The sequence below is a fragment of the Streptomyces canarius genome (assembly GCF_014650735.1).
GTDB lineage: Bacteria > Actinomycetota > Actinomycetes > Streptomycetales > Streptomycetaceae > Streptomyces > Streptomyces olivaceoviridis.
This window is the reverse complement of sequence record NZ_BMVN01000005.1, coordinates 374,802-391,015: the sequence shown is the minus strand read 5'-3', so window position 1 is coordinate 391,015 and position 16,214 is coordinate 374,802. Positions and strand designations below refer to the sequence as shown.

10 protein-coding genes and 3 pseudogenes are annotated in these 16,214 nt (G+C 73.1%); 6 read left to right on the top strand and 7 right to left on the bottom strand.

The genetic code is table 11. The features are described from left to right. The first annotated feature begins 385 nt into the window (after window positions 1–385). The 5 genes and pseudogenes from IE294_RS10735 to IE294_RS47485 form a co-directional block, all read left to right on the top strand. Complete coding sequence (locus IE294_RS10735) at window positions 386–808, top strand: hypothetical protein (RefSeq protein ID WP_229917110.1); 423 nt, start codon at window positions 386–388, stop codon at window positions 806–808. 112 nt (window positions 809–920) lie between these two features. Next, window positions 921–2,084 carry a pyridoxal-phosphate dependent enzyme gene (locus tag IE294_RS10730; protein WP_189884630.1) on the top strand — a complete coding sequence of 388 codons (1,164 nt, stop codon included), beginning with the start codon at window positions 921–923 and terminating at the stop codon, window positions 2,082–2,084. Next, complete coding sequence (locus IE294_RS10725; RefSeq protein WP_189884629.1) at window positions 2,081–3,322, top strand: MFS transporter; 1,242 nt, start codon at window positions 2,081–2,083, stop codon at window positions 3,320–3,322. The genes IE294_RS10730 and IE294_RS10725 overlap by 4 nt, the downstream gene beginning before the upstream one ends. 54 nt (window positions 3,323–3,376) lie before the next feature. Beyond that, complete coding sequence (locus tag IE294_RS10720; protein ID WP_229917109.1) at window positions 3,377–4,543, top strand: MalY/PatB family protein; 1,167 nt, start codon at window positions 3,377–3,379, stop codon at window positions 4,541–4,543. A 225-nt stretch (window positions 4,544–4,768) separates the two neighbouring features. Further along, a pseudogene (locus tag IE294_RS47485) lies at window positions 4,769–4,888 on the top strand (gfo/Idh/MocA family oxidoreductase); the annotation flags it as partial. 20 nt (window positions 4,889–4,908) lie between these two features. On the opposite strand, the gene IE294_RS10715 reads toward IE294_RS47485, so the two are convergent. The 6 genes and pseudogenes from IE294_RS10715 to IE294_RS47475 all read right to left on the bottom strand — a co-directional run. Beyond that, on the bottom strand, window positions 4,909–6,834 hold the full coding sequence (locus IE294_RS10715) for a glycoside hydrolase family 5 protein (RefSeq protein ID WP_189884628.1): 1,926 nt from the start codon (window positions 6,832–6,834) through the stop codon (window positions 4,909–4,911). A gap of 136 nt (window positions 6,835–6,970) precedes the next feature. Beyond that, window positions 6,971–8,889, bottom strand: a pseudogene (locus tag IE294_RS10710) (glycoside hydrolase family 97 protein). Between the two features lie 219 nt (window positions 8,890–9,108). Continuing rightward, entirely contained in the window at window positions 9,109–11,430 is a 2,322-nt protein-coding gene (locus IE294_RS10705; protein ID WP_189884627.1) for a glycosyl hydrolase family 95 catalytic domain-containing protein, read from the bottom strand. Between the two features lie 282 nt (window positions 11,431–11,712). Then, entirely contained in the window at window positions 11,713–12,825 is a 1,113-nt protein-coding gene (locus IE294_RS10700) for a chitinase (RefSeq protein WP_189884626.1), read from the bottom strand. A gap of 133 nt (window positions 12,826–12,958) precedes the next feature. Then, window positions 12,959–13,234 carry a septal ring lytic transglycosylase RlpA family protein gene (locus IE294_RS47480; RefSeq protein ID WP_229917124.1) on the bottom strand — a complete coding sequence of 92 codons (276 nt, stop codon included), beginning with the start codon at window positions 13,232–13,234 and terminating at the stop codon, window positions 12,959–12,961. 57 nt (window positions 13,235–13,291) lie between these two features. Beyond that, a pseudogene (locus tag IE294_RS47475) lies at window positions 13,292–13,747 on the bottom strand (lectin); the annotation flags it as partial. Window positions 13,748–14,030: 283 nt separating this feature from the next. Between IE294_RS47475 and IE294_RS10690 the strand changes: the two are divergent. Beyond that, window positions 14,031–15,248, top strand: coding sequence for an alginate lyase family protein (locus IE294_RS10690; protein WP_189884625.1), 1,218 nt, complete (start codon window positions 14,031–14,033; stop codon window positions 15,246–15,248). A gap of 38 nt (window positions 15,249–15,286) precedes the next feature. Here the strand turns inward: IE294_RS10690 and IE294_RS10685 are convergent, their stop codons facing one another. Then, window positions 15,287–16,189: a hypothetical protein gene (locus tag IE294_RS10685; protein ID WP_229917108.1), complete on the bottom strand. Its 903-nt coding sequence runs from the start codon at window positions 16,187–16,189 to the stop codon at window positions 15,287–15,289. Window positions 16,190–16,214 lie beyond the last annotated feature (25 nt).

Below are 16,214 nucleotides of genomic sequence, written 5' to 3'. Positions count from 1 at the left end.
GCGACCGTGCTGGTCGCAGCCATCAACGAGTGGCTGTGACCAGCACTTTCACAACAGACCCTAGCCGGGCACCGGGGGAGCGGTGAGGTCCGGAGCGCGGGGCCACCGGGCGGGCCGTAGACGCCGGCCTCGGCCGAGGGCGCGGACCAGGTGCCGTCGGCGGCGCGCGCCGGGTGCGAGCGGTGCTCGGGTGCTCGTCGGACGAGGCCCCGCCCCCGGCGCGGGTGTCGGTGGGCGTCGAAGCCCTTGCGGGCGTGGGCGGCGGTGGGCGTCGAAGCCCTCGCGGGTGTGAGTGGCGGTAGGCGCCGAAGCCCCCCTCGCGGGCGAATCGCGCCCCCGTCGATGTGACATGCCGTCACCACGTGATTACTGTGAGGCTGTGATCATGTCGTGGGGCAGCGGTGGCGGACGCGCGGGGCGCTCCCGTCGTGCCGCCCTGCTGGTCGGGCTGGTCCTGGTGATCGCCGCCCACCTCTCCGGCGCGGTGCACGCCTGCTCCTTCGCCGGCCCGGACCCTAGTGCCCTGGTGACCCAGGACGTCCGGCAGATCACGGACGGAGCCGACGAGACGGGTTCGAACGGACCGCCCCAGCACCGGCACGCGGCGGACGGGCACGTCGACCACACGGCGGACCGGCCGCGTGCCGCCCTGGACGACACCGCCCTCGACGGCGAGACGCACCAGCCGCTCCTTCCCGCCGGGCTCCGCGGGCCTCTCACACACGCCGCTCGGCGCAGCCCGCCCGGTGTCTCCCCCTCCTGTGCGCACAGCTCCTCGCTCGCGCTCGTCAGCGTGCTACGGCAGTAGGCCCGCGCCCGCACGCCCCCGCCCCCGCGCGGAACGGGGCGTGCCTCGCGCGCCACCCCCCACCCCTACAGCGCCCGCCGCACGGCCGCCGGGCGCGAAGGAGCCGTACGCCATGCACCCCTCCCTGCCCGGATTCCTCCCCGAAGCCCTGCCCGGAGTCCTCCCGGAACCCCTGCCCGAACCCTTCCGGACCCGCACCCCCCGCCTCCGGACCGCCCGCCGCCCCGCCCACCTCGTCGGCGACACCCCGGTCCTGTGGGTGGACGAACCCTTCGCCCCGCCCGGCCGCGGCTTCCACGCCAAGCTGGAAGGCGCCAACCCGGGCGGCCTCAAGGACCGGCCCGCCCTGCACATGGTCCGCGAGGCCCGCCGGCGCGGCGACCTCGCGCCGGGCGCGCCGATCATCGAGTCCTCCAGCGGCACGCTCGGCCTCGGCCTCGCCCTGGCCGGGCTGACCTACGGCCACCCGGTGACCGTCGTGACCGACCCCGGCATGGAACCGGCCATGGCCCGCCTGCTCACCGCGCGGGGCGCACGCGTCCTCCAGGTCTCCGCGCCGCACCCCGAGGGCGGCTGGCAGGAGGCGCGCCGCGCGTGCGTCACCGAACTGCTGGCCCGCACCCCCGGCGCCTACTGCCCGGACCAGTACCGCAACCCCGACAACGCCGCCGCCTACCGCCCCCTCGCGGCCGAGCTGATCGCCCAACTCGGCTGGGTGGACGTGCTGGTGACGGCGGTCGGCACGGGCGGACACTCCGCCGGCGTCTCCGCCGTACTGGGTGAGGCATTCCCGCGCCTGACGCTCATCGGGGTGGACTCGGTCGGCTCGGCGATCTTCGGCCAGCCGGCGGGGCCCCGGCTGATGCGCGGCCTCGGTTCCAGCATCCACCCGGACAACGTCGCCTACGCGGCCTTCGCCGAGGTCCACTGGGTGGCCCCGGCCGAGGCGGTCTGGGCCTGCCGCCAACTCGCCCGCCGGCACTACGCCTCCGGCGGCTGGAGCGTCGGAGCGGTGGCGCTGGTGGCCGGATGGGCGGCGCGGACGTACCCCGCCGGGACGAGGATCGCCGCGGTCTTCCCCGACGGCCCGCACCGCTACCTGCACACGGTCTACGACGACGGCTGGTGCCGCGAGCACGGCCTCCTCGGGCGGACACCGCCGCCGGAGCCCGACGACATCGCCGAGCCGGACGCGCGCGTCGTGACCCGGTGGACGCGCTGCGACCGGGTCCGCGACCCGCTCGCGCGCGACCTGACGAAGGCGGGTGCCCGGTGAAGCGGCTACGGCTCCCGCTGGCCTCCTTCGACCGGCCGGCCCGGCTGCTGATGGTGAACCAGTTCGCCATCAACCTGGGCTTCTACATGCTCATGCCCTACCTCGCCGACCATCTGGCCCACGGCCTCGGCCTCGCCGCCTGGGCGGTCGGCCTGGTGCTGGGGGTGCGCACCTTCTCCCAGCAGGGCATGTTCCTCGTCGGCGGCACCCTCGCCGACCGCTACGGCTGCAAGCCGATGATCCTCACGGGGTGCGCCCTGCGCGTGGTCGCCTTCGGGCTGCTGGCGGTCGCCGACTCGCTCCCCGCCCTGGTGGCGGCGTCGGCGCTGACCGGCCTGGCGGGCGCGCTGTTCAACCCGGCCGTCCGCGCGTATCTCGCGGCGGACGCCGGCGAGGAGCGCAGGGTGGCGGCGTTCGCCGCGTTCAACATCTTCTACCAGGCGGGCATCCTGGTCGGCCCGCTCGCCGGACTGGCCCTGCTGACCTGGAACTTCAGCGCGGTGTGCACGGTCGCGGCCACCGTCTTCGGCGTCCTCGCCGTGGTGCAGTCCCGCGCCCTGCCCGCCCGGCCCCCCGCCGGCCGCGGCACCGGACCCGCCTGGCGGGCGGTCGCCGCCGACTGGCGCGCCGTCACCGCCAACCGCCCCTTCCTGCTCTTCGCGGTCGCCATGAGCGGCTCCTACGTCCTGGCCTTCCAGGTCTACCTCGCCCTCCCGCTGCACGCCCGCGCGCTCTTCGGCCAGCGGACCGGATGGGTCACCGGCGTGGTCTTCGCCGCGTCGGCGCTGGCCGCGCTGGCGGGCCAGCTCAAGCTGACCGCGTGGGCGCAACGCACCCTGTCCGGACCGCGGGCCGTCGTGTGGGGGCTCGTGGTCATGGGCGTCGCCTTCCTGCCACTGCTGCCCCGTTCCTACGGCGCGCCGGCCGGGCTCTGCGCGCTGACGCTGTGCGCGGTCCTGCTGGCCTGGGGCGGGGCGCTGCTCTACCCCTTCGAGATGGACACCGTGGTACGGCTCTCCAGCGACCGGCTCGTCGCGACGTACTACGGCGCCTACAACACCGCCTCCGGCATCGCGATCTCGCTGGGCAACCTCGCCGTCGGCGCGCTGTTCGACACGGGGGTGCGCTGGCTGCCGTGGGCGGCCCTGGCCGCGACCGGCCTCGGCTGCGCCGGCCTGGTCGCCCGGCTGCACCTGGGCGGGCACCTCGCGGTACGGCCGGCGCCGGTGGCCGGATGACGTGTCGCCGGACAGAGGGGTGTGTCCACGTCTCGCCGGCGGCAGGATGGACGGATGGCAGCAGAGAGGCACCCCATGTTCGACGACCTGGACGTCCGCGCGCTGTCCCGGCGGCCCGGAGCCAAGTGGAGCCGCGTCGAGCCGGACGTACTCCCGGCGTGGATCGCGGAGACGGACTTCCCGCCGGCCCCCGCCGTGCGTGCGGCCCTGGCGCGGTGCGTGGACAACGACCTCGGCTACCCCTCCTGGGACGGACGGTCCGTCCCGAACCCCCTACGGGACGCCTTCGCCGAGCGGATGCGCGAACGCCACGGCTGGGTGCTCGACGCCGCGCACGTCAGGGAGTTCACCGACATCAACCAGGGCCTCCAGGCCGTACTGCACGTCGCCACGCGGCCCGGCGACGGCGTCGTGGTGCACACCCCGGCCTACCCGCCGTTCCTGGAGACGATCGCGAGCATGGGGCGACGCCTGCACCCGGTGCCGTACACACCGGACGGTGACACCTGGACGTTCGACGCCGACCGGCTCGACCGGGAACTGCGGGAGCGGCCCGCACGGGTGCTGCTGCTGGTCAACCCACACAACCCGACAGGACGCGCGCTGCGCCGCGAGGAACTTCGGACACTGGCGGGGCTCGCCCTCCGCCACGGCCTGCTGGTCGTCGCGGACGAGATCCACTCCGACCTCGTCCACGCCCCGCACCGGCACCTCCCGTTCGCCTCCCTCTCGGCCGAGGTGGCCGCGCGCACGGTGACCCTGGCCTCGGCCACGAAGGCGTTCAACGTGCCGGGACTGCGCTGCGCCGTCGCCCACGTCGGCGCGGCCGGGGTGCGCGAGGCGCTGGCGCACCCCACGCATCTGTACGGCGAACCGAACACCTTCGGTGTCGCGGCCACCCTGGCCGCCTGGCGGGACGGGGACGCCTGGCTGGCGGAGCTGAGGACGGTCCTGGCGCGCAACGCCGCGCTGGTCGGTGAGGAGCTTCCGCCCGGTGTGCGCCACCGCACGCCCCAGGCGACGTTCCTCGCCTGGCTCGACTGCCGTGAGCTGGACCTGGACACCGACCCGCAGACCTTCTTCCTGAAGGAGGCACGGGTCCTGCTCCACGACGGCCGCACGTTCGGAGCGGAGGGCGAGGGCTTCGTACGGCTCAACTTCGGGACGTCGGAGGGCATCCTGCGGGAGATCCTGCACCGGATCCGGAACGCCCTGACCTGAGGCCGCCGGTGTGTCCGCCGGCCGGGCGGTGGCCGGCCGGCGGTGCCCCGGGCAGGGACCCGTCCGGCCGCCGTCCGGCCGCCGTCCGGCCGGTCGCCGCGTCGGCCACCCCCTGGCACGGGGGTTGTTCTGACCATGCCCCGCCCCTAAGGTCGTCCCGCATGGCGGCAAGCGCTTTCCGTCGCCTTCGCCGCCTCCGTCCCGCCGATCTCCGAGGAGCGCCGCATGTCCCTGCCCGCACCCCGCCGCCGGGTCGCCGTGATCGGCACCGGCGCCATCGTCACCGGCAGTCATCTGCCCGCGCTCAGAGCCCATGCCGAGCGGGCCGAGCTGGTCGCCGGGCTCGTGCGGGAGGGGTCCGGTGGTCAGGGCAGGGGGCGGCACAGCAGGGCCGCCGGGCCGGGGCGGCTGCCCACGCGGGTGGTGAAGGCGATCCCGGCGGCGTACTCGGTCCCCGCGCACTGGCCCTTGAAGGCGCCGCCCGCGAAGTCCCCGCCGGCGCCGTCGGCGGGACGGTTGTCGGACCGGTCGAACCACACCGTGCGCCCGGCGCCCGGCAGCGCGGTCCGCGCCGGGACGCACAGCGCCGCCGACACGCGCTCTCCCCGCAGGCTGTAGCCGATGAGGAACTCCCCGGCCGGGCACTGGTACTTGGTGTACCCGGACGCCCAGTCCCCGCCGCCCGGCACGTACCGCTCATCGGTGACGACCGTCTGGCGGGCGTCGGCGGCGCGCAGCTCTCCCGCCCCGGCGTCGGTGCACAGACCGCGCCCGCCGGTGTGGCTCAGCCCGGCCAGCCTCGTACCGTCGGGGCAGGCCGCCTTGTACGCTCCCGGATCCCAGTCGCCCGTGGCGCGCACCCGCGGCGACGTCACCGCGTCTCCGTGATCGGTGCTCAGCATGCGCCAGAGCGGGACGGACGCCACGGGGCCGGTCGTGCCCGGCGCGGACATCAGACGCTGCCACGCGGTGGCGCGCCAGTCCCCGGGGTCGAGGATGCCGGAGCGGTGCCCCGCGGTGTCGTAGCGCAGCAGGGCCCAGTCGTCGTGGCCCTCGAAGCCGACCAGGGGCCAGAACGCGAAGTCGGCGTCGTGGTCCGCGAAGTAGTCGGTGACATGGCCGAACCAGGTGCGGGCCGCCGTGTTCGTCTCGCCCGACCCGATGCCGAACTCGCTCACCCAGACGGGCGCGGTGTAGTGCCGGCCGGTCTCCTCCACGAAGAACGCCTCGTCGTCCAGCGCCGCGGCCAACTCGGCGCGGGACAGGTCCTGGTAGCGGGCGTCGTGGGTCTCGCCGATACCGGTGGCGCCGCTGTGGCGGGGGCCCGTGTAGCCGTAGAAGTGGGCGGAGTAGACCAGTTTGCGGGCGTCCACGAGGGTGTGGGACAGGGTGCGCGCGGGGGTGAGCACCGGCCGGCCGTGGGGGAGTCCGTCCACGGGCACACCGGTCCAGTTGATGCCCTCGATCACGATGAGGAGGCGCGGGTTCGCCTCGGTGAGGATGCGGTCGGCGGCCAGCCGGGCCGCGCCGTACCAGTCGTGGTCGTCCCCCAGGCCCCAGTTGGGGTCGTCCAGCACGTCACGCCGGACCTCGTTGTACAGATCGGCGCCGACCACGCGCGGCACGGAGGCGTAGCGGCGGGCCATGAACACCCAGTCGTCCGCCCACCGCGCGGTGGACTGCCCGCTGTTCCAGCGCTCGTTGCCGTCGATGCCGCAGCACCACCGGGAGGTGTTGGTGTGGTTGTTGAGCACGACGGCGAAACCGCTCTGGCTGAGCGCCTCCACCACGGCGTCGTAGACCTCCAGCGGTGTCCTGCCGCGCAGTTGGGGGTTGGCCGCGACCGCGCCGTCGGGCACGGGCGCCGTGCTGTGGATCATCTCGTTGGAGAACGGCAGCCGGATGGTGTTGATCCCCAGCTGGTGGAAGTCGGCCAGCAGTCGGGTCAGCGGTACGCGGTCCAGGCCGAGCGGTATGCCGTGCGAGTCCTGTCCGGCGTGATGGTTGGCCGGGTCGGTGGCGCTGCCGCTGCCGGTCCAGGAGCCCTGCGCTCCGTCCCAGTTGGCGCCCTTCAGCCGGAAGCGGTCGCCGTGCGCGTCGACGATGTACCGCCCCCGGGTCGACAACGGCGCGGACCAGGCGGCCGGATCCGGCGTGTCGACGGCGACCCGGGCGGGCGCGGTGCGCGGCGGCACGGCGGCGGAGGCCGCGGCGCCGGCGCCGGTGGTGGCCGTGAGGAGGAGTGCCACGGCGGTGACGGCGAGTCGCAGCGCGGCTGGTGGCATCGGCATGAGGTCAGCCCCTGGGGGTCGGAGGTGGGGGAGCCGGGCGGTGACCGGTCGACGGCACCGCCCGGCCGGAGTGCCCACCACCGTGCCGGGAAGGACCGAGAAGGTCCATACCCACGACGGCCGACCGGCGCCGGCCTCAGCGGTGGCAGGTGGTGACCCCCGGGTGCCAGCGGCAGGCGATCCCGGCGAAACCGCCGCCCGCGACGACATCGACGCCGAGCGTGTCGCCGCCGCGCACCACCTGCCTGTCCTGGACCAGCCCGTCGGCGCCGTCCCGGATCGTCTCGACCAGCCACCGTCCCGCCCCGAGGGACAGCGGCACCCCGGCCCCGCGCGCGGGACCCGCGTACACCCCGCCCAGGAACCAGCGGTCGCCGCCGCGCCGGGCGAGGACCGCCTCCCGCCCGGGTGCGCCCGCGAGCAGCCGCGTGTCGTCCCAGGCGGCGGGCAGTTGGGCGAGGAAGTCCCGGGCGAGCGGCCGGGCGTCGTACGACTCCGGGCTGCCCGCGAGCATCTGGAGCCCCGACTCGTAGACGACGGCGAGTCCGGCCTCGGCCGCGTCGGAGTTCGGACGCAGGCCGACGCGCTGGAAGCCGCCGGGGGTGAAGTCCATGGAGCCGAGGACGTTGCGCGTGAACGGCAGGGTGGTCAGGTGGGCGGACGTGTTGGTGCGCTTCTCCTCGCCACCGACGCCCTCCATGGTCATGACCTGCGGCCAGGTGCGCTGGATGCCCTTGGGGATCGTGGAACCGTGGAAGTCGACCATGAGGTGGTGTTCGGCCGTCTCCTTGAGGAGGGCGTCGTACCACTGGAGCATGGACTGCGACTCCGAGTTCATGAAGTCGATCTTGACGCCCTTGACGCCCCACCGCTCCAGCGTGGGCAGCCACTGGGCGCGTTCCTCGGGCGTGTCGGGTCGCGCTGGTGGATCCAGACGACGATCCCGACGCCCTTGGCCCGCGCGTACGCGGTGAGCAGGGGCAGCCAGCTGTTCGTCTGCCAGTCGGGGTCGGTGGTGTCCCACTGGTCGCTCTTGAAGTACCAGCCCGCGTCGACGGCCTCGTACGGCCAGTGCCGTGCGGCGGCGTAGTCGACGTACGCCTTCTGCGCCGTGAGGCTCTGGCCGGCCGCGCGGCCTCCGGCGAGCCAGGTCCACAGCACGGTGCCGGGCCGGATCCAGCAGGTGTCGGTGACCCGGGAGGCGGGGGCGAGGTCGTCGGTGAACGTGGACCGCGTGACGGTGGCCAGGCTGCCGGTGACCATCGCCCGCCACGGCGTGGCGAGCCGACCCCCGGTGCCGTGGATCCGCTCGTCGGCGAGCGTGACCCGGTAGGTGCCGCTGCCCTGGTCGTGCGCGAGCCGGGCACCGGAGTAGGCACCGGTCAGGCCCGACTCGGCGAGCAGGGCGTAGCCGCCGTCGGTCGCGAACAGCGCCTGGTCCGAGTAGGAGCCGGTGGGCGCGGTGCCGGCGGAGTACTCGGTGAACTGGCCCTCGTTGTCCACCCGGTAGGCGCTGAGCCACGCGCGCGCGTCCGCCGGCAGGGTGAACGCGGAGGTCTCGCCGAGCACGTCGCCGTATCCCCCGGGCAGTACGTACCGGTAGGCGACACCGTCGGCGGCGGCACGGACGACGAGGTCGAACCGGGCGCCCGCGGCGGTGCCGAACGACAGCCGCGTCTCGTTCATCAGGGACCGCCGGTCGAGCCGTTTGCCGGACTTCGTCCGGTAGCGCTCGTCGACCAGCCGGTCCGTGCGGTGCAGGAACCGCAGGCCCTGGGAGAGATCGGCCCGCTCGGTGCGGATGCCGACGGCGGACGGCTCGATGACCGTCCGCCCGCCGCGGGACACCGACAGGTCCAGGGTGCCGGTGGTGTCGTCCAGGGACACGCGGGCGCGTGGTGCCTGTGCCGCCGCGCCGGGCCCGGGCGCGGACACGGTCCAGACGTGCGCGGCGGAGCCGGTGTCCTGGCCGGCCCGCGCGGGCCCGCCGCCGAGAAGCGAGGCCGCCAGCCCGGCGCACAGCGTGGCGACCGCGGTCCTGATCGGAACCGCCATGGGAACCCTCCCGGGTGATGGGGGTGGAAGTGGGAGACGGGCAGGGACGGCCGCGCGGTGCCCTGCGGGGGTGGAGCGGGGCGTGGGACGGGCTGCGCACGGCGTCCGGCGAGGCGGACGGGGCGGGGACGGACACGCCGTGCCGCGCCGGCCGGACCGGCGATGGGGGACGGCCGTACGGCCCCGTGCGGGGCAGGGCCGTAGCGAGGGGGACGGCCGCTACGGCAACCCCCACGCCGGACCGGGTTCGCTGACGGCCACCGGGGCGATGACCAGGTCGGGGCGGGAGCCGGAATGGACCAGCACCTCGCGGCCCTTGGGCAGGTCGATGGCGAGGGTGCCGTCGCCGAGGTCCCGGGTGTGCGCCGGGGAGCCGTCGTCCAGCAGCACGGTGAGGGTTCCGCTCAGGCCGTGCCGGAGCTTCAGCGGCTCGCCGGCCAGGCTCCTCACCCGGATGAACCGGGTGACGCCCGCCGTGCGGACGGCGCTCACCAGGAAGGCGCCCTGCGTGCGGAAGTCGTGCAGGGTGACGTCCGCCCACGCCGAGGGGACGGCCGGGAAGACGCGGATCACCCCGCCCCAGCTCTGGCAGAACATGTCGTGCAGCGACTGCGAGGCGGACAGCGGCGTCTCGATCACCGGACCGGCCTCGGTGTAGTGCGTGTTGGCCCGGCACGGGTAGCGGGTCGTGGGGTCGAAGAACTTCCGCAGGTAGCCGAGCGCGGTGTCACCGTCGCCGGTCATGGCGTGGATCGACGCGGCCCCGGTGTAGCTGTAGCCCCGGTGGGCGCCGGTCAGCGCGTGCCAGTGGGTCACCGACTTCGTGATCAGCTCGCGGTTCTCGGGCTGGTCCCAGTTGACCAGGTACAGCGGGTACACCATCAGCATGTGCGAGTAGTGCCGGTGGGACTGCGCGTACGGGGTGTCGGCACCGATCATGAACCCGTTGTCGTCGACCGGGTACGGCGTGAGCCGGGCCAGCACGTCCCGCCAGCGTGGCGCCGACTCGTCCTGGACGCCGAGGAGTTCGGCCGACTCCAGGAGCGTCCGGCAGCCCCAGCGGATCAGCGCCAGGTCGTAGTTGGTGTCCTGCGGCGGCACGACGGGGTACTCCGGCGAGAGCGTGCTCGGCAGGTGGAGCTTGCCGTCGCTGCCCGGGGTGAGGAAGTGCAGGTAGTAGTTGATCGCCCGGCGCAGCACCGGGTAGATCGTGTCCCGCAGCAGGGCCTTGTCCATGCTGTGCCGGTAGGACAGCCACACGTTGTGCAGCGCCCAGGTGAGGTCGCCGGTCTCGGCGCCGGTGCCCGGCTCTCCCACGGAGCGGTTCGCGAACATGTCGGAGCTGCGGCCGATCCCGGAGCTGTCCTTGCGGTACGCGGCGGGGACGTTGGCGATGAGCTGTTCCTGGTTCTGCCGCAGCGTGCCGGCGAGCGCGTCGAGCTCCAGGTGGTTGGAGCCGTGGATGAGCCAGTACTCCAGCTGGACGTTGAGGTTCCACCAGACCGCGGGCCAGGGTGTCGGCTCCAGCCAGGGCCCGCTGGTGGCCATGACGGGGCCGCCCGCGCGGCTGGCGGAGGCGACCTTGTAGAGCTGGATCCAGTGGAAGCTCTGCAACCGCTGGTCGGGGAACGACACGAAGCTCTTCCGGTAGAAGGCGTGCCACCAGCTCACGTGCCGCCGCCTGAGGGCCGCGTACGACGTCCCGCGCCGCAGGTTGCGCAGCGAGTCGGCCTCGGCGGCGGTTCCGGAGGGGAAGCTGTGACCGACGCTGAGCAGCAGTTCGTCGCCGGTGCGGCGGTAGGCGGTGGCCGTCTGCCCGCCCCCGGTGAGCGGCTGGAGCACCTGTTCGGTGCCGTCTGCGGTGGTCCGGGTGGTCCAGGGCGGGTTGCCGGTGTAGCCGGCGGGCGGGGCCTCCTGGATCCTGCGGGGGCTGACGGCCTCCTCGGGGTGGAAGGCCCAGGTGACCCGCTCGCCGCCGCTCGCCGTCACGCGGACCGCCAGGACCTCGTCGTGGATGAGGGCGGCCAGGGTGAGCGTGCCCGCGGTGGTGGTCACGGTGCCGGTCAGCTCGGCGTTCCACAGGCTCAACCGCCAGTCCACGGCGGTGATGGTGCCGACCGGTTCGAGGGTGAGGTGTCCGACCGGCAGCCGGCAGGTGCCCCAGCCGCTGCCGAACTCGGGCCGGTGGTCCTGGACCCGGCCGTGCTGGACGGTGAACCGGATCTGGTGGGCGTCCGGCTCCCGGTAGATCATGCTGCCGAGCAGCCCGTCGCCCAGGAAGGGACCCTCGTGCCAGAGGGCGGGCAGCCGGCTCCACAGCAGATCCTGGCCGCGCAGGAACGTCTCCCAGGCGCTGTCGTCGGCCAGGGCTGAGCGGAGCCGCCACGGCCGTCGGCCGCCCGCCGGGCCGGCGTCCCCGCCCGTCCCCGCCTGCTCCGCGTGCGCCGCCCCCGGCAGTGCCGCCACCGCGGCTCCGCCCAGCGCGGTACCGAGCACGGATCTGCGGGCCACGGGTGAGCGCTTGTCCGACTGTGAGGCCATCGTCGTCCTCCAGACCTGACGGATCGTCAATACATCGGGTGTATTGGCGAACTTAGGCACCCTGCGTGCACCTGTCAATCGTCCGGGCGGTGAACGAACCGGTCGGCTATCGGGCAACACATCGGATGTCTGGGCGCTCTTTGATGAGGTGTGGCAGGTGAAAGGGGTTGCGTCCGGTGGCGTCCGGCTGGTTTCCGGAACCGGGCGGCACCACGAGGAAACCCCTGGCGCGCGGGCCCGGTCGGTGCCGGCCCTGTGCGCCAGGGGCGTGCTGGAGGCCGGTCAGCAGTACAGGTTGCCGCCCGGGCTGACGCCGAGGATCTGGGTGAACCTCTGGTAGGCGTCGACACGGCTCTGGACCTGGGCGGGGTTCTTGCCGTCGCACTCCAGGGAGCCGTTGATCGAGCGGATGGTCTGGCCGAAGCCGGCGCCGTTGACCATGGCGTTGTGCGGGGTCATCGTGCCGGGCCCGGACTGGGTGTTCCAGTACCACAGGCCGGTCTTCCAGGCGACGGCGGAGTCGTTCTGCACCAGCCAGGGGTTGTTGAGCAGGTCGATGCCGAGCGCGTCGCCGGCGGCCTTGTAGTTGACGTTCCAGGAGAGCTGGATGGGGCCGCGTCCGTAGTAGGCGGCCTGGCCCGCCGGACAGCCGTACGGCATGCTCCAGTCGCAGTAGTGCGGGTAGTTGGCGGTGTTCTGCTCCACGATGTACACGAGGCCGCCGGTCTCGTGGCTGACGTTGGCGAGGAAGGCGGCGGCCTCCTGCTTCTTCACGGTGTCGCTGCCGGTGTTCGCGAAGGCGGGGTAGGCGCCGAGGGCGGCGGTGAGACCGCTGTAGGTGTAGAAGGAGTTCCGGTTCGGGAACATCTGGTTGAACTGGGCCTCGGAGACGACGAACCCGGAAGGCGTGGTGCCGCCACCGCCGCTCGCCGGCGCGTTCCACTTCTGGTTCGCCCCGCCGGTGCAGCTCCAGATCTGGAGGCGGGTGCCGTTGGCGGAGGTGTTGTCCCGCACGTCCAGGCACTTGTTCGCCGCCGGGTTGACGATGTCGTGCGCGGCGGTGACCACCCACTGCTGGTTGGCTCCGCCGGAGCAGTCCCACAGCTGTACGGCGGCTCCGTCGGCCGTGCCGCGGTCGACGACGTCGAGGCACTTGCCGAGCGCCCGCAGGGTGCCGTCGCCGGGGTTGGACCACCGCTGGGCGTTCGTGCCGTTGCAGTCGTAGAGCTGTACGGCGGTGCCGTTGGCGCTGTTCGCGCCCGCCACGTCGACGCACTTGCCGGCGAGGCCGGTGATCTGTCCGTCGGCGGCCTGGGCCGGGGTGACGGCGCACAGCACGGCGAGGCAGGCGGCGACGGAGGCGGCCAGCATCCGTCCGAGGTGCACGCGTCTCATCGGTATCCGTCTGAAGTACGGGAGTTTCATGGGAGATGGGCTCCAGTTCACGGGGCGTACGGGGAGGGGGGACGTACGGACGTGCGGAGGCGAGGCGGCGGCACGTCGGCCGGCGACTCCGCGGCGTAATCGATCAGTTGAGGACGGTCTGCGTGACGACTATGTGTCCGGCGTCCGGGTTCAGGCTTCCGCCGAGCCGGTCGAACGCGCCGTCGGTCAGGTCAAGGCACTTGGGCTCCTGCGGCGTCTGCACGAAGGTGCCCCGGTCGTTGATGCGGACCACCAGTGAGCGGCCGTTGGCGACGTTGGTCACCTGGACGCGGGTGCCGAACGGCAGTTGTGGCTGGCGGCTGAGGGAGGTCGCCGCCGTGTCGGCGTTGTTGTCGAAGACCTCGCCGCTGGCCGTCAGGGCACCGGGCGGCTGGGGCCCGTAGTGCGTCGCCCAGCACTGCTCGGCCGGCTGCTGCGCGGCCGGCGCGTTCCACTTCTGGTTGGCGGCGCCGGTGCAGCTCCAGATCTGTATCCGGGTGCCGTTGGCGGAGTTGTTGTCGGTGACGTCCAGGCACTTGTTCGCCGCCGGGTTGACGATGTCGTGGGCGGCGGTGACGGTCCACTTCTGGTTGGCGCCGCCGGTACAGGTCCACAGCTGTGCCTTGGCGCCGTCGGCGGTGGAGTTGCCGGTGACGTCGAGGCACTTGCCGAGGGCGCGGATGGTGCCGTCGCTGCCGACGGTCCACTGCTGGGCGCTGGTGCCGTTGCAGTCGTAGAGCTGTACGGCGGTGCCGTCGGCGGAGCCGGCCCCGGCGACGTCGAGGCACTTGCCGGCGAGGCCGGTGATCGTGCCGGTGGCGGCCTGTGCGGGGGAGGCGGCCAACAGCCCGGCCGAGAGGGCGACCGCGGCGGCGAGCGCGGTCCTGAACAGCGGGGCGCGGTGAGGGGATTGAGCGGCCAAGGGGAGAGATCACTGCCTTTCGCGTCGGTGGAGGAAAGGGAGGGCCTCGCCGGACCGAGTGCTGCGTGCGGAGGCCCGCCCGGCACCGGGAAATTAAGAGGTCTGAACCAATCCCGTCAAGACACGAACGTGACTGTGGAGAGAGGGAGTTGACGCTCCCGTTCACTTGACGGCCAACTGGTCCGTACCTATGGTCTCGTCAACTCGCACGTTCAGTCAGCAGCATTTCGTTCACATACGAGGACGGGATCAGATGCAGGACACACCCGCTCGGCGCCGCCGCAAGTCCCCGCGTTCCGCTCTCGCCCTCACGGCGGCGGCCACCCTGCTCACCACCGGACTGCTCTCCTGGCCCGGGAGCCAGCGGGCGGAGGCCGCCCCCGCCACCTTCACCCACCCCGGCGTCACCGTCTCCAGCGCCCAACTCGACTTCGCCCGGAGCAAGGTGCTCGCCGGCGCGCAGCCCTGGAAGAGCGCGTACGACCAGATGATGGCGAGCAAGTACGCGAGCCTCAGCCGCACGCCCCAGCCGCGCGCCGTCGTCGAGTGCGGGTCGTACTCCAACCCCAACTACGGCTGCACGGACGAACGCGAGGACGCGATCGCGGCGTACACCGACGCGCTCGCCTGGTACATCACCCGGGACGAGCGCTACGCCAAGAAGGCGATCGAGCTGATGGACGCCTGGTCCGCCGTGCTCCAGGACCACACCAACAGCAACGCCCCGCTGCAAACGGGCTGGGCGGGATCCTCCTGGCCGAAGGCCGCCGAGATCATCAAGTACACGTACACCGGCACGTGGGCCAACTCCGGCCGGTTCGCCACCATGCTCCGCAACGTGTACCTGCCCGAGATCATCAACGGCTCCAACTCCAACGGCAACTGGGAGCTGTCGATGATGGAGGCGGCCGTCGGCATCTCCGTCTTCCTGGAGGACAAGGCGTCGTACGACACCGCCATGGCGAAGTTCCGCAGCCGCACCGCCGCGTACGTGTACCTCGCCTCCGACGGCGACCTGCCGAAGACCGTGCCCAGCCAGAACCTGAACACGCGCGACAAGATCGTCTCCTACTGGCAGGGCCAGTCCACGTTCGTCACCGGACTCACCCAGGAGACCTGCCGCGACTTCACCCACACCGGCTACGGCATCTCGGCCATCTCACACGTCGCCGAGACCAGCCGCATCCAGGGGCAGGACCTGTACGGCACCGACGTGGGCGAGCGGCTGCGGCAGGCGCTCGGCTTCCAGTCCAAGTACGAACTGGGCACCGCCGTCCCGAGCTGGCTGTGCGGCGGGTCGGTCAACCGGGGGCTGGGCCCGGTCACCGAGGTCGGCTACAACGCCCTGCACAACCGCCTGGGCATCGCCATGACCAACACCCAGGCCCTGACCGAACAGAACCGCCCGGCCGGCAGCAACAACCTCTTCGTCGCCTGGGAGACCCTCACCCACGGGGACAACCCGAGCTGAGCAGGCGGCTTCCGCCGGACATCGCCGCCCGTGTCCCCTCACAGTCTGCCGACGGCCGGCCACAGGTCGAGGTCGGAGAGCATCAGACGGCCGGGGCGTCGGGCGGCGGTGTCCGGGACGGTCGTCCGCACCAGCGGCCCCTCGCCCTGCCGCACGGTGACCTTCGCGCCGTCGTACTGCGGGGACTCCTCGCGGATCACCGAGCGCAGGTCGGCCGCGAGGCGCCGGGCGGTCGCCCCGTCCTTCACCACGGCGCACAGCACCTCGGTGTTCTCCCCCGCGGAGCCGGCGTGCCGGCCGAGCGCGGACGGGCGCACCGGCTTCGTGGCGGTGAACGGGTTGAAGTCGGCGCGGCAGACGTCGCCCGGACAACCGGCCGCGCGCTGGTACTCCTCGATGTCGGCCGGCGAGGCGCCCTCCTCAGGGTGCACGGCCGACAGCGGGGCGGTGCCCGGCACGCTGTAGGAGATCGTGTCCTTCGACACTTGCGGGGCCACGCCCTTGCCGTGCGGGCGGGTCCAGGTCTCCCTGCCGTCCTGCTCGCCGCGGGTGTGGCCGTTCGCCTTCAGCGAGGCGGTGATGCCGGCCGCGTCGAACGAACCCTGCCAGTGTCCCGCCGCCCTGGTGTCGACCGCGGTGTCCACCTGGTCCTCCTTGAGGTGCCCCGCCCACGGACCGGGGTCGTACGGGTTCAGCAGGGCGCTGCTCGGGCGGCTCACGGCGGCGGACCGCTTCTGCCCGTCCTCGCTCAGCCCGCGCACCGCGGCGGCGTCGAGATAGGTCACCGGGCCGCTTCTGCCGCTGTCGCCGGACACGGTGCGCAACCCCTTCACCAGCGGGGAACCGTCGTCGGACGCGTCGGGGCCGGAGCCGGAGGAACAACCGGTCACCCCGGCCGGGCAGATGACGGAGAGAGCCAGGGCGCCGACGACGGATCCCACGGTTGCTGTGGACGTGCCCGGCAGC

Coding starts and splice junctions, on each gene's coding strand:
- IE294_RS10735 (WP_229917110.1), top strand. CDS start 386: ATGTCGTGGGGCAGCGGTGGCGGACGCGCGGGGCGCTCCCGTCGTGCC.
- IE294_RS10730 (WP_189884630.1), top strand. CDS start 921: ATGCACCCCTCCCTGCCCGGATTCCTCCCCGAAGCCCTGCCCGGAGTC.
- IE294_RS10720 (WP_229917109.1), top strand. CDS start 3,377: ATGGCAGCAGAGAGGCACCCCATGTTCGACGACCTGGACGTCCGCGCG.
- IE294_RS10715 (WP_189884628.1), bottom strand. CDS start 6,834: ATGCCGATGCCACCAGCCGCGCTGCGACTCGCCGTCACCGCCGTGGCA.
- IE294_RS10705 (WP_189884627.1), bottom strand. CDS start 11,430: ATGGCCTCACAGTCGGACAAGCGCTCACCCGTGGCCCGCAGATCCGTG.
- IE294_RS10700 (WP_189884626.1), bottom strand. CDS start 12,825: ATGAGACGCGTGCACCTCGGACGGATGCTGGCCGCCTCCGTCGCCGCC.
- IE294_RS10690 (WP_189884625.1), top strand. CDS start 14,031: ATGCAGGACACACCCGCTCGGCGCCGCCGCAAGTCCCCGCGTTCCGCT.